Annotated in this window: 14 protein-coding genes; 5 read left to right on the top strand and 9 right to left on the bottom strand. The window is 30.5% G+C overall.

All coding sequences use genetic code 11. The features are described 5' to 3' along the window. Positions 1-51: 51 nt before the first annotated feature. Positions 52-1,812 (top strand): aspartate--tRNA ligase, encoded by a 1,761-nt coding sequence (aspS, locus tag EPJ79_RS09895; RefSeq protein ID WP_147739371.1) that lies wholly within the window; start codon positions 52-54, stop codon positions 1,810-1,812. Positions 1,813-1,899: 87 nt separating this feature from the next. On the opposite strand, the gene EPJ79_RS09890 is transcribed toward aspS, so the two are convergent. Both EPJ79_RS09890 and lspA read right to left on the bottom strand, forming a co-directional pair. Beyond that, complete coding sequence (locus EPJ79_RS09890) at positions 1,900-2,832, bottom strand: RluA family pseudouridine synthase (protein ID WP_147739370.1); 933 nt, start codon at positions 2,830-2,832, stop codon at positions 1,900-1,902. Beyond that, positions 2,829-3,404: a signal peptidase II gene (lspA, locus tag EPJ79_RS09885; protein WP_147739369.1), complete on the bottom strand. Its 576-nt coding sequence runs from the start codon at positions 3,402-3,404 to the stop codon at positions 2,829-2,831. The genes EPJ79_RS09890 and lspA overlap by 4 nt, the downstream gene beginning before the upstream one ends. A 140-nt stretch (positions 3,405-3,544) precedes the next feature. Here lspA and EPJ79_RS09880 point away from each other — a divergent pair, with 140 nt between their 5' ends. Next, positions 3,545-4,480 (top strand): methylenetetrahydrofolate reductase, encoded by a 936-nt coding sequence (locus EPJ79_RS09880; protein WP_147739368.1) that lies wholly within the window; start codon positions 3,545-3,547, stop codon positions 4,478-4,480. A gap of 165 nt (positions 4,481-4,645) precedes the next feature. On the opposite strand, the gene EPJ79_RS09875 is transcribed toward EPJ79_RS09880, so the two are convergent. Beyond that, positions 4,646-6,313, bottom strand: a complete 1,668-nt coding sequence (locus tag EPJ79_RS09875) for a LysM peptidoglycan-binding domain-containing protein (RefSeq protein ID WP_147718725.1) — start codon at positions 6,311-6,313, stop codon at positions 4,646-4,648. 52 nt (positions 6,314-6,365) lie between these two features. Beyond that, the gene (locus tag EPJ79_RS09870; RefSeq protein ID WP_147526341.1) at positions 6,366-6,977 is read right to left on the bottom strand and encodes a hypothetical protein; all 612 of its coding nucleotides are present in this window, start codon (positions 6,975-6,977) and stop codon (positions 6,366-6,368) included. 355 nt (positions 6,978-7,332) lie between these two features. On the opposite strand from EPJ79_RS09870, the gene EPJ79_RS09865 reads away from it, so the two are divergent. The 3 genes from EPJ79_RS09865 to EPJ79_RS09855 all read left to right on the top strand — a co-directional run bounded on the left by EPJ79_RS09865 (position 7,333) and on the right by EPJ79_RS09855 (position 10,236). Beyond that, positions 7,333-8,016, top strand: coding sequence for a CoA transferase subunit A (locus EPJ79_RS09865; protein WP_147739367.1), 684 nt, complete (start codon positions 7,333-7,335; stop codon positions 8,014-8,016). 14 nt (positions 8,017-8,030) lie between these two features. Beyond that, positions 8,031-8,705, top strand: coding sequence for a 3-oxoacid CoA-transferase subunit B (locus EPJ79_RS09860; protein ID WP_147739366.1), 675 nt, complete (start codon positions 8,031-8,033; stop codon positions 8,703-8,705). An 82-nt stretch (positions 8,706-8,787) separates the two neighbouring features. After that, complete coding sequence (locus EPJ79_RS09855; protein ID WP_147739365.1) at positions 8,788-10,236, top strand: short-chain fatty acid transporter; 1,449 nt, start codon at positions 8,788-8,790, stop codon at positions 10,234-10,236. Between the two features lie 160 nt (positions 10,237-10,396). Here the strand turns inward: EPJ79_RS09855 and EPJ79_RS11775 are convergent, their stop codons facing one another. From EPJ79_RS11775 to EPJ79_RS09835, 5 genes are all read right to left on the bottom strand, one after another. Further along, positions 10,397-10,912 carry a hypothetical protein gene (locus EPJ79_RS11775; RefSeq protein WP_147561767.1) on the bottom strand — a complete coding sequence of 172 codons (516 nt, stop codon included), beginning with the start codon at positions 10,910-10,912 and terminating at the stop codon, positions 10,397-10,399. 176 nt (positions 10,913-11,088) lie between these two features. Next, a complete protein-coding gene (locus EPJ79_RS09845; protein WP_147529157.1) occupies positions 11,089-12,060 on the bottom strand; it encodes a KpsF/GutQ family sugar-phosphate isomerase in 972 nt (323 codons plus the stop codon). Then, on the bottom strand, positions 12,057-12,224 hold the full coding sequence (locus EPJ79_RS11690; protein ID WP_167497318.1) for a hypothetical protein: 168 nt from the start codon (positions 12,222-12,224) through the stop codon (positions 12,057-12,059). Before EPJ79_RS11690 ends, EPJ79_RS09845 begins: the two co-directional genes overlap by 4 nt. 9 nt (positions 12,225-12,233) lie before the next feature. Then, a complete protein-coding gene (locus EPJ79_RS09840; protein WP_021957838.1) occupies positions 12,234-12,596 on the bottom strand; it encodes a YraN family protein in 363 nt (120 codons plus the stop codon). Positions 12,597-12,605: 9 nt separating this feature from the next. Then, positions 12,606-13,805, bottom strand: coding sequence for an HD-GYP domain-containing protein (locus EPJ79_RS09835; protein WP_147739364.1), 1,200 nt, complete (start codon positions 13,803-13,805; stop codon positions 12,606-12,608). Positions 13,806-13,807 lie beyond the last annotated feature (2 nt).

Here is a 13,807-nt window from a genome sequence, read left to right as displayed (position 1 = left end):
TTAAAAATAAATTTGAAGTAAAAAATAATATAAAGAAAAAAGGATTTTAAAATGAGGTTTAAAAGCGCTTATAATGGAACACTTACAAAAAACGATATAGGAAAAGAAGTAAAATTAGCGGGATGGGTTTTAAGAAGACGAGACCATGGCGGAGTTATATTTGTAGATTTGAGAGACAGAACGGGATTCGCTCAAATAGTTTTTAATCCTCAAGTAAACGAAGAAGCTCATAACAAAGCTCAAGATTTAAGAAGCGAATTCGTTATAAGCGTTGTAGGAAAAGTTAGAGCGAGAAGCGAGGAAATGATTAATCCAAAAATTCCAACGGGCGAAATTGAAGTTATGGTTGAAAAATTAGAATTATTAAATACTTCAGAAACTCCTCCGTTTATGCTTGAAGACGATATAGACACTAACGAAGAGATAAGATTAAAATATAGATATTTAGATTTAAGACGCCCTAAGATATTTAATAATTTATATTATAGATTTTTAATTACAAACGCTTTTAGAAAACATTTGGCGGAAAACGGTTTTATTGATGTTGAAACGCCGATTCTAAATAAAAGCACGCCCGAAGGAGCGAGAGATTTTTTAGTGCCTTCAAGATTATCCGAGGGAGATTTTTACGCCTTGCCTCAATCTCCTCAAATTTTTAAGCAAATACTTATGATAAGCGGATTCGATAGATATTATCAAATAGCGAAATGTTTCAGAGACGAAGATTTGAGAGCGGACAGACAGCCTGAATTTACTCAAGTCGATATTGAAACTTCTTTTTTAAGCACGGATGAATTTTTATCAATAATGGAAAAAGTAATAGCCGATATCGTAAAAGAGGTTTATAATTTTGATTTGCCTTTGCCTTTGCCTCGATTATCTTATAAAGAAGTTATGGAAAATTACGGAAGCGACAAACCCGACACAAGATTTGAATTAAAACTTATAAATGTTGAAGATGCCGTTAGAGGATGCGATTTTGCAGTATTCAAAAACGCTTTGGATAATAAATTTATAATAAGATGTTTAAATGCAAAAGGCGGAGAAAAATTAAGCCGAAAAGATATTGACGATTTTACAAAATATGTTGGAATATTCGGAGCTAAAGGACTCGCTTGGATGAGAGTAACGGAAAACGGATTAGAATCGAATATAGTGAAATTCTTTTCAAAAGAAAATCAAAATAAAATACTTGAAACTACGAAAGCCGAAAAAGGCGATTTATTATTTTTTGTTGCTGATACTCCGAAAATTACTTTTGACGCTTTGGGAAATTTGAGAATTAAAGTAGCCGAAAAATTAAATTTAATCGATAAAGATAAATTAAATTTCTTATGGGTTGTAGAATTTCCTTTATTTGAATACGATTATAAAGAAAAAAGAATTTCTGCGACTCATCACCCTTTTACCGCTCCAGTTCCAGAAGATGTGGAGATACTTGAAAGCGATACTTTGAAAGTTAGAAGCGACACTTACGATTTGGTTTTAAACGGAAATGAAATCGGCGGCGGCGGACAGAGAATTTACGATAGTTCTGTGCAAGCTAAAATATTTAATTTGCTTGGAATATCCGAAGAAAAAGCGAAAGAGAGATTCGGATTCTTGCTTGACGCTTTGAAATATGGCGCTCCTCCAATGTGCGGAATGGCTTTCGGAATAGACAGAGTAGTAATGCTTTTACAAAAACAAGACAGCATAAGAGAAGTTATAGCTTTTCCTAAAACTCAAAAAGGACAATGTTTAATGAGCGGATGTCCTTCCACTGTGGATGAGGAGCAGCTTGAAGAGTTGCATTTGAAAATAGAAGAGTAATAATTTTTATAATAAATTTAAATTGTTATAAATTATAAAAACATAAAATTAAAATTATTTTAATAGTTTTAAATTTTATAATGTTTTTTATATTTCGTTTGAATGCAAAAAATTTTTAAAATATTCAGGATAATCTATTTCAAAATTCATTTTCTCTTTTGTAATAGGATGCATAAATTCTATTTCTTTTGACAAAAGCATTAAGCCTTTATATTTTGAAAAACTTTTAGAATAAATTTTATCGCCCGCAATGGGAAAACCTTTATAAGAGGAGTGAACTCTTATTTGATGCGTTCTTCCCGTTTTTAAATTTATTTCGGCTAAAGTATGATTTTTGAATCTTCTTAAAACTTTTATATAAGTTAAAGCTTCTTTTCCATCCTCTCTAACCGTCATTTTTTTTCTGTATAAATTATGTCGTCCAATCGGTAAATTAATCTCTAAAAAATTTTCTTTTAATATTCCTACTAATATTGCATGATATATTTTTTTTATCGTTCTTTTTTTAAACTGCTCTTGAATAGACGAAACTATATTTGCGTTTTTTCCAACTATTATAAGCCCTGAAGTATCTTTATCGAGTCTATGAATTATGCCCGCTCTGTTTTTATTTCCCGTAAAATCAAAATCTTTTATATTATAAAGCAAACCGTTTACTAAAGTTCCGCTCATTTCAGACACCGAACAATGAACACTCATATTATTAGGCTTATTTATAATAATTAAATATTTATCTTCGTATATTATATTTAAAGAAATATTTTCCGCTTTTGGTTCTTCTTTAGAATTTTCTTTAATAAATTTTTTTTCATTTTCTATAATTATAATGTCGTTTAATTTTAATAAATAAGATAATTTTTTTTTCTGTCCGTTTACTTTTATAGAGTTTAAATAGTTTTTTACTTGAGAGCGCGTTATATTAAGTTTTTCGCTTACAAAAATATCGAGTCTTTTATTTAAATCTTCTTCTCTTTCTGTTTTGAATTCCGTTATTAAAAAACTTTCTTCATCATTTATCATAAAGTTTTATTTTCTTCATTATTTTCAATAGTTTCTTCGGGTTTAGTTTTACTTTCAAAATCTTCTTTAAATAAAATAACTCCGATTGCTATAAAGACAATTCCTATTGTAATTGAAGCGTCTGCAATATTATAATGATATGGAAATCGAATAGTTTCATTAAACCCCATACTTATAAAATCTGTCACATACCCTCTTATAACTCTATCTAGCAAATTTCCGATAGCTCCGCCTAAAACCATAGTAAAACCTATCATTGAAAATTTTTGTTTTTTTGGATTAATATAAAGCATAATGAAAAATATTAAAATCATAGCCGCAGACACTATAATTTTTAAAAGCGTAGGCATAATATTTTTAATAACTTCTGGCAAATTATTCAAAAAACCAAAAGCTACTCCGTAATTTCTCGTATATGCGAAAATTAAAAAATTTCCTATAATTTTTTTAAGATATATTGGTTGTAAATATTTATCTATAAAATATTTTGAAACAATATCCGCTATAAATATTAAAATGGAAATTAAAAAATATATTTTTCTTTCGTTTATCTTGCTTAATATTTTCTTCATAATTTTCTGCCGTTTTATTTTAATTATTTAATTGAATTTAATAATAATTTATATTAATAAAAATTACAATACTTAAATTTGACAAATAAACGAATATTAAATAATTGACTTTTTTAAAATACAAACATAATATAATATTTATGAATAGCGTAGAAAACTTTATTAACAAATTAGAAAACGAAAAAGAATTTACTTTTACTTTAGAGGTAACTCCGCAGGCAAAATCCGATTTAGGATATTTAGTAGAAAAAATAAAATCTTCAAATATAGAAAAATATATTGACGCTTTTATTATTCCCGATTCTCCTTTTGCAAATTTAAAAATCTCGCCAATACTCTCATCTTTGCAATTATCTCAAAGATTAAAAACCGAAAAACCTTTTATAATAACTCAAACTATGAGAGATAAAAATTCAATCGCTTTACAAAACGATTTAATAGGAGCAAATTATTTTGATATAAGAATGGTTTTAGCTTTGACGGGCGACCCTGTGGTTAATGGAAATCAAAAACAGGCTAAAGGCGTATTTGAAGGAAATTCGGAACTTTTAATAAGAATAATTAAAAATTTAAATGAAGGCAAAAGCGCGGGAAATTTTATTTTTAAAGAGCCTCTTAAAAAAATATATCCTTTCTGCTCAATAAATAGTTATTCAAAAAATGACGAAATGCTTAAAGTTAGGCTTTCAAAAAAAACCGCTAGCGGAGTTAAGGCGATATTTACTCAACCTATATACGAAGTTGAAACTTTAAAAAAATTCTTAAATTGGATTAACGAGATGCCATTAAAAGAAATGAAATTAAAAGAAAAACCGATTTTATTTCCAGGATTTTTCCCCGTTTTAAGTTATAAGACGGCTTATTTTATATATTATAAACTTCCAGGCGCTTATATACCTGAAGAATGGCTTAATAAATTAAAAGACGCAAGCGAAAAATCCGCAGAAGAAGAGAAAAAAGTCGCTTTTGAGCTTTCTTCAAATCTATTTAAAGATATGTTAAGCGTTTGTAAGAAAATGCATATAATGAGTATGAATAATTATGATTTCGTTGCCGATTTATTAAAACATATTTAAAAAATAATAAATTATTTAATTCATATTAATTTAGAAAAAATTTTATTAAAATCTTTTTAATAAAAGAAAAATAAAATATTTAATTTAAATACGATAATTTAAAATTAAAATAGTCATGCATATATAAAATATGCATGACTATTGATTATGAAAAGTATTTAACTATTACTGATTAGTAGCAGTTTGTCGCTCGTTCATTAATTGCATAGCTTCTTCATAAGTTATGTAATTAGATTGCGGGTCATACTGTCCGCTTCTCTCTTCTCCGTTTAAGCTCGGGATTGTTAATCTCTGTCCTGGCAATATCAAATCTGGATTATCAGGGTCTCTCAATATATTTCTATTAGCTTCATATATTCTATACCATTGAATAGGATTATTATATATATAACTATAGCCTGCAATTCTCCATAAAGCGTCAGTTAAAGGAACTCTTCTCACTACTATATAATATTGAGGAAGAACGGTTATTTTTCCCGCGGTATTAACGGGTTGTCTTTCTGTTCCGTCTATTATTTGTCCCGTTTCATTTCTTCCCGTATCTCCTATAACGACATCGCCATCTCCCGCTCTTTGAGGTCCTCTTTCCTGTATAGCATTTAAAGATTTATTAGCCTGTTCCATCTTCTCTCTTGCCAAAGCGTTATTATTTTTATTTAATGCGTCTTCCGCGTCCGCTATAAGTTTTGAAATATTTTTATCTTCTTCGCTACCTTTAGTTATATATCCATCGTTAAGCATTTTTTCATATCTTTCTTTTAATTCAGACAAATGTCTTGCATTTTCTTCTCTTACAATAGACAAACTTCTATCGGAAACTATTTTATCCATATTTTTTGAAGCCGTTATCGCCTTATCGCTTGCCGTTTTCGGGTCATTTTGAACAACTTTATTAGCGTCATTTAAAAGAGCGGAAATGCTTTTATCGTTAGCGTCTCCTTTAATTATAGTTTTATCTCCGAGTAAAGTGTCATATTTCTTTTGAGCGTTTGCTATATCATTTTTTGCTTTATTTACCGCATCCGCTTTTGCTTTAGCTTCGGCTTTAGCCTTTGCATCCGCTTCTGCCTTCGCTTTAGCAGCTGCAGCCGCCTTTGCTTTAGCTTCCGCATCTGCTTTTGCCTTCGCCTCAGCTTGAGCTTTATTTAACGCCGATAATGCAGCCGCCACATTCTGCTGAACGCTTGCGAAATTATCATTTTTTAAAGCTTCTTCGGCTTTGCTTAAAGAACTTGCAATTGCTTTGCCATTCGCATCGCCCGCCGTTATAGTTCTTGAATTTAACGCTGCATTATATTTCGCTTTCGCATCTCCAATAGTTTTTGTAGCAGTCGCTCTCTCTCTTCCTAAATAACCTTCTTTTACGCTATTTGCAGAAGCCAAAGCGTTACTGTAAGATTCAAAAACTTTATTAAAATCGTTTGAAGCGATTATAAATTCCTCTTCGCTTTGAGCGGTTTCATCAGGAGAAGGCAGAGAATCTATAGAATTATTGCCTTCGTTAAAATATCTAACGGCTTCGTCATATTTTGCCTTAAATTGATTATCTTTTGAAGCGCCTAATTGATTGATTTCTTTTATCGATTTATCAGCATCATTTTTTGCCTTATTTATTCTTAAATTCATTAATTTATAAAATAAGTCTGTGGTAGTTTTATCTATCGAGTCGGAAGCTTCTTGAGATTTATCATAAGATTTTTGATATTCTCCGTCATTTTGCAAAGTTTCCGCTTCGTCCGTTATTCTTGCAGAATCTTCATAAGTTTGAGCGAATAGAATCGTCCAACTAAAAGATATTAAAGCTATAAAAGATATTACTTTTTTTATATTCATAATTTTTCTCCTTAAATAAATTTATTAAAAATTTTATTAATTATAAAAATGATTATTGTTCTTTTTCTAAAGTTTCTATTTCTTTAACCATATTTTCCAAATTAGCCAATCTCTCTTTAACTTTATTTAAAGCTTCATCGCTTTTATTAAAATCTTCTTTTACTTTATTGTATAAAGTTAAATAAGCTTCTTTGGTATTATATAATTTTTCAACCATAACTTTATAATCTTTCTTTTCGGCATTATAAAGAGAATTTGCTTCGTTATACATAGTTTCGGCTTTGCTATATTCATCGCCATACATAACATCTGCCTTTATCTCTTGAGCGTTTGTAAAAGATTCGTCCATTTGCTTTTTTATAATTTCAGAATAAGGCTCTAATCCTTTATCCAAAACGGCATTATAATTTGTTTCAGCTTCAAGCAATAATTGTTTCGCTTTTTTAGCTTCGTCTTTGTTTTCCTCTTTCATTATAATATCCGCTTCGGCAAAACCTTTTTCCGCTATATCAAAATCGCTTTGAGCAAAAGTTTTAATTTCCTCGTATTTATTAACTTTGTCTCTTAAAGCCGATACTCTTTGATATTCTTTTTTAGGCAATCCGCAAGAGATTGTTATAAAAACTAATATCATAATAAAAATTGTTTTTTTGTTAGAAATCATAATTGGCTCTCCTATTATTTTTTATGTTAAATTAAAACCATAAATTATGCAATAAATAAAATTAAATTAATGATTTATAATTGTTAACATATTATAAAATATAAATAAAGTCAAGCGTTATTTAAATTTTTTTTTAAAAAACTATGAAAAATTGGCTATATTATACAAATTTTTTTAAATTTTTTAAATTTTTTTGTTAAAAAAGCATTGTAATGCTTGACAATTTAAAAATTTTTTATTATAATTATGTTAAACAAAATTAAATTATAAAAGTAGTTTATTTATAGCCATGCTATATTTCTACGAGTAAAATCGTATTAATATAAAAAAAAAATTCAAAGAAAGGATTGGACTTATGGTAAAAATAATTTCAAAACAAGAAGCCTGCGATTTGATTAAAGACGGCTCGGTAGTGATGTTTGGAGGGTTTTTAGCATGGGGTTCTGCATGGGAAATCACCGATTTACTTGCAGACCAAAACAAAGTTAAAAATCTAACGCTCGTTGGAAACGACACAGCTTTTGCCGACAAATCATACGGTAGGCTAATGACCAATCGTCAAGTTTCTAAAGTTATAGTTTCGCATATCGGAACTAACACCGAAACTCAGAAACAAAATACTAACAAAGAAATCGATGTCGAATTGGTGCCACAAGGAACTTTAGCCGAAAGAATAAGAGCGGCTGGAGCTGGTTTGGGAGGAATACTAACTCCTACGGGTATTGGAACTCTCGTTGAAGAGGGCAAGCAAATAATCGAAGTTAAAGGCAAGAAATATATTCTTGAAGAGCCTTTATACGGAGATATAGCGCTTGTTTATGCGGATAAGGCGGATAAATACGGTAATTTATACCACCATGGCGTTACGAGAAACTGGAATATGATAATGCCTATGGCTTGTAAAACCGTTATAGCCGAAGTAAAAGAGATAGTGGACGGAGCTTTAGACCCTGATAATATAACCGTTCCTCGCGTATTTGTAGATTATTTAGTTAAGAGCGATTACGACTATCTAGCTAAAGGGCTTAAAAAGGCTTAAAGGAGGAATTAATCATGGCAGAATTATCAAAAGAACAAATAGTTGAGATTATAGCAAAAAGAGTCGCTAAAGAATTAAAAGACGGCGATTTGGTTAATCTTGGAATAGGAATTCCTACTAAAGTTGCAAACTATTTGCCTGACGGAGTGGAAGTTTTATTGCAATCCGAGAACGGCATGGTTGGAATGGGACCTACTCCCGAAAAAGGAAAAGAAAGCGCTAATATTACTAATGCTGGCGGAGCTTTTGTAACTTTATTAGATGGCGGAGTTTATTTCGATAGTTTCACTTCTTTTACAATCATAAGAGGAGGACATGTTGATGCTACTGTTTTGGGAGCTTTGCAAGTTGACCAAGAGGGAAATTTGGCAAATTGGATGGTTCCAGGCAAATTGGTTCCAGGAATGGGCGGAGCTATGGACTTGGTTGTCGGAGCAAAATTGGTTATTGTCGCTATGGAACATACCGCTAAAGGCGATAAAAAGATATTGAAAAAATGCAATCTTCCTCTCACCGCTAAAAATCAAGTTAATATGATAGTAACGGAAAAAGGAGTAATGAAAGTAACCGATAAGGGATTAGAACTTACGGAAATATTTTCAACTTCAAGCATAGAGGATATAAAGGCAAATACCGAAGCGGATTTAATAATTAATAATCCTAAACAGGTAGATGTTAATACTTTATAAAAAATAATCGTTGCGGGGGCTTTATTAAGTCCTCGCAATAATAAAAAAACAAAAAATTAAAATACAAAAAAGGGAGATAAAAATGAGTAATGTGAAAAAGAAAAGAGGCTTTATTGAAAGTTTGGCTAATGCCTCTACAATGGTGATGCAAAAATTCCTACCTGACGCTTACATTTTTGCCGTTATTCTAACAATTATAGTATTTATCGCTTCTTTAATTGCTACAAAACAAAATTTTATATCTATTGTTGGGCATTGGGGAAAAGGCGTATGGAGTTTGCTTGCATTCAGTATGCAAATGGTTTTAGTATTGGTAACGGGGCATGTTCTTGCATTATCGCCTCCATTCAAAAAACTTCTAGACCATTTATCAAATATTCCAAAAACTCCCGCTCAAGGCATAGCTTTGGTAAGTATAATTTCATATACGGCTTGTATATTGAATTGGGGTTTTGGTTTAATAATTGGCGCAATTTACGCGAAAGAAATAGCTAAAAAAGTTAAGGCAATAGATTATAGACTTTTAATTGCTTCGGCATATTCTGGATTCGTTTTATGGCATGCTGGATTTTCTGGTTCAGTTCCTTTGGTAATAGCTGGCGGCGATTTATCTGCAACAGGAGGTTCATTGACTGAAGCCGTTCCTGTAAGTCATACTCTATTCTCAAGTTATAATATTTTCATAGTAGTTGGAATGTGGATTTTGCTTCCAATTATTAATGTTTTGATGCATCCTAAAAATGAGGAAGATGTATTTGTTATCGACCCAAAATTGATAGAAGATTTAAAAGTTGACGATGTATCTAAAGACGACCCTAATAAATTGCAACCTAAAAGCGGACTTTATTTTTCAGCGGTTTCAAAAGAAGAGTTTGAAAAAATGACTCCTGCAGAAAAATTGGAAAATAGTTGTTTTGTAAACTATATTCTTGCAATATTAGGATTTTCATATATAGTTTATTATTTTGTTAATTCGGCTAAACAAGGCAAATTTGATTTGAATTTAAATATTGTAAATTTAATATTCTTAATGTTTGGGGTTTTATTTCATAGAACGCCAAGAAGTTTAATAGACGCTTTCAGTGAAGCCGCTAAAGGAGCCGCTGGAATAATATTACAATTCCCATTATATGCGGGTATTATGGGAATGATGACGGGAGCTTCTGCAGAAGGCGTTTCTTTGGCAAGCGTAATAAGTAATTTCTTTGTAAATATATCAACTGTTAAAACTTTCCCACTATTCACATTCTTAAGCGCGGGAATAGTTAACTTATTCGTTCCATCAGGAGGAGGACAATGGGTTGTTCAAGGACCTATAATGATGCCTGCAGGATTAGAGATTGGAGTTGACCCTGCAAAAACTGCAATGTGTATAGCTTACGGCGACAGTTGGACAAATATGATTCAGCCGTTTTGGGCTTTGCCTGCGCTCGGCTTGGCTAAACTTGGAGCAAGAGATATTATGGGTTATACTTTAATAGTTCTTATTGTTAGCGGATTAGTCATAGCGGCTGGGGTATTATTCTTATAAAGCAATAATGGTATACCTCCTTTATTGACATTGGTTTTTTGGGGCATGTAGAAATACATGCCCTGATTATTTTAAATGCATAATTTTAAAATAATAAAGCCTGCCGTCCAAAAGAACGACAGGCTCAAATCTTATTATCTACTCTTTTTACTTTTTTAATTTATTTGCTTAACAACATATATTGAACCGTTTTGCCATTTCTAGTTATATTTACATAACCGTTTGCGAATAATTTAACATCGGCTCTATCTCCGCCAGCAAGCAATACATAGCTTCCGCCTTTACAAGCAGGACCAAAACCTTGATAGAATCTTATACCGTCTATTTCCATGTAATAAGGCACTCCGCCTACTTTAGCGATTCCACCGTCTTTATTTATGAAAGTGAATCCGTCAAATTGTCTTAAATTTCCTTTAGGGTCAATTGTCAATCCAGAAATTGGTTTTTCAGGAACTGCTGGTTTTTCAGGAGCTACAGGCTCTGGTTCTGGAGTTGGCGTAGGCTCTGGAGTTGGTTCTGGAGTCGGCGTAGGGTCAACTACTACAGTTGAATCTTCAGCTTCTGAAAAAGATACGGCTTGAGTAGGTTTCTTTTTACAAGCCACTGACATTAATGCCACCATAATGACAACTGCTAATAGATATAAGATACCTTTGTTTTGTTTTGTTTTAGTCATAATAACTCTCCTCGTTGGATTAACCAACATTTTTTTATTTATTTTCTATACTTAAGATAAGAATTATTTTTAAAAAGTCAAGCATTTTTTTTATTTATTTTTAAATCTATTTTTAATTTTTATTAAATAAAATAATAAAAGTAAAACAATAATACTTAAAAGCAATTATTTATAAATTAAAAAGCTTTTATTTTCAATATATCATGTATATGAACTATTCCGATTGGAATTTTGCCTTTATCCGTATCTTCAACTACTACAAGATTAGTTATTTTGCCTTCCATTATATGCAAAGCCTCTCCTATTAAAGTGTCTTCGTATATAACTTTAGGATTTTTATTCATTATATCGGCTACGCTTTTTGATAAAATATTTTCCGCCGATTTATTTTTTATTAAAAGCCTTTTCAAATCTCCATCCACTATTATTCCGCTTAAAATATTATTATCGTCCGTTATTATAGCTATTCCTAATTTGCATTCTATTATTTTAAATAAAGCGTCATATAAAGTGGTTGATAAATTGATTATAGGCAAATTATCTTTATGCATTATAGATTTAACTCTTGCAAGTTGTCTGCCCAAACTTCCGCCAGGATGAAATATTGCAAAGTCTTCGGCTTTAAATCCTCTTAATTCCATTAATGCCGTAGCCAAAGCGTCCGATATTCCTAAAGACGCCGTAGTGCTTACCGTTGGAGCTAATTTAAGAGGACATGCTTCTTCTTTTACATGAGTAAGCAAAGTTATTTTAGCGTTTTTCGATAAAGTAGAATCTTTTTCATTGGTAATCGCTATATAAGAAATATTTTGTCTGCATAACCAATTTACTAATTCTATTATCTCTCTCGATTCTCCGCCTTTTGAATATAATATTAAATAATCATTTTTAGTTATCATTCCGAAATCGCCATGCAAACATTCGTTAGGGTCGACAAAAAAACTTGGCGTTCCCGTTGATGCGAAAGTTGCAGCCGCCTTTCTTGCAATATGTCCGCTTTTGCCAACTCCCGAAGTTATAACTCTGCCTTTAATCTTAAATAATTCATTAACCGCATTTTCAAAATTGCAATCCAAATTTTCGGATAAACTTTTAAGATTTTCGCTTTCAAGAAGTAGAGTAAATTTTCCTCTCTCTATTATATTCATTTTATTCTCTTTTTAATTTTAATCGATTCTATTTCTATATAGTTTACAAAGCTTATTAAATCTCCTGCTAATCCTTCAATAGCTTTGTCTATATATTTTTTATCTTTTAATTTTTTCTTGTATAAATCTATTTTTTTATAGTTAATTACTACAGCCGTTTTCATATCTCACCCCTAAATAAATATATCTTCTATAAAAGATATTTCTCTGCCATTAAGGGTATCGTCTATTAAAACAGCCCCAAAGGAACATTTTTGATTTAAACCTAATCCACTATTAATTAAGTATTCTTCCGCGGTTTCGTATAATTTCTTTTTTTTACGCTCCGATATAGAGTCCGCCGAATATCCAAAACTTCCCTGTCTTCGATATTTTACTTCAATAAACACAATAACAACTCCTTTTGTCATTACTAAATCTATCTCTCCTCGATTCTTTCCTCTAAAATTTCTTTCAAGTAATTTAAATCCAAGTTTTTCGAGATATTTTAAGGCAATTTCTTCTCCTTCATTGCCTATAATTTTATTGTTTTTCATTATTATATTTTAATCTTTATTTAATATTTTTTTGTCTACCTCCTCCAAAAATTTATCGTCTCTATCTATTCCGTTTATAAATATTTGATTATTCTCAACCAAATTCACAACCTCTCCATTTTCTATAATATTTCCGCTATTATCAGAAACTATTTTTATAATAGGTCTTATAGGAAAATTAGTATTCGTGGCAAAAACTAACCCCTTTCTATTGTCATTTAAAATAACGACAGAACCTATAGGATAAACGCTAAATATAGCTACAAAAACTTTAGAAATTGTAGGGTCGTATTTAATTTTCGCTCCATGTATTATATGCCTAACCGCGTCAAATAATAATTTCTTTTCTACATTATTATTATTTTTATTAAAATTTAAACTTTTTTCGTCTATAGCTATTCTTCTATTTTTCATTACCTTTTCCGCTTCATGAGCAACCGCTACAATTTTAGCGTATAAATGTATTTCATTTCCCGATATTCCTCTTGGATAACCTTTGCCGTTAAAATATTCATGATGTTCCAAAGAAATTACGGCAACCTCTTCTTCAAATCTAAAATTGCTTTTCATTAATTTATAACCGTAAACGGTGTGTTTTTTAATTTCGGCATATTCTTCGGGACTATGTTTATATTGTTTATTTAATATTTTTTCAGGAACTTTAACCAAACCTATATCATATAAAATCGCTCCAAGTCCAAGTTTCTTTAATATTCCATCGGATAATTTCATTTGCTTGCCTATAATTAAAGATATTATTGAGACATTTAAAGAACGAACATAATAAAAATCTTCTTTATTAAAATTAAATATGCTTAAAAGTTCTATAAAACTATTTAAATTTCTATTCATTATATCTAAAAGTCCGTCTATAATCTCGTTAAGCTCTTTCATATTTACAAGATTATTATGTCTAAAATTTCCCAAATTATTTTTTGTTTGTTTTATTATATTCAAATAAATATTTTTAAATACTTTATATTCTCTTAAAAATTTTTCAAAATCTTGAACGGAGTTATGAGTGGCGTCTTCGTTTTCCAAATCTTTAATAAAAACTTCGTTTATATCCCATTTTTTTAATCTGTTTATATCTTCGTCCGTTATTTTAATATATTTGCTTATAGCTATAAAATCGTTATCCAAATATATGTCTTTCCTTTCGGCTTGGGATTTAATATCCTGCGTTTTTAATTTAGCAAAATTTTCCATTA

The sequence above is a fragment of the Brachyspira aalborgi genome (assembly GCF_008016455.1).
GTDB lineage: Bacteria > Spirochaetota > Brachyspiria > Brachyspirales > Brachyspiraceae > Brachyspira > Brachyspira aalborgi.
This window is presented reverse-complemented; position numbering and strand designations above follow the sequence as displayed.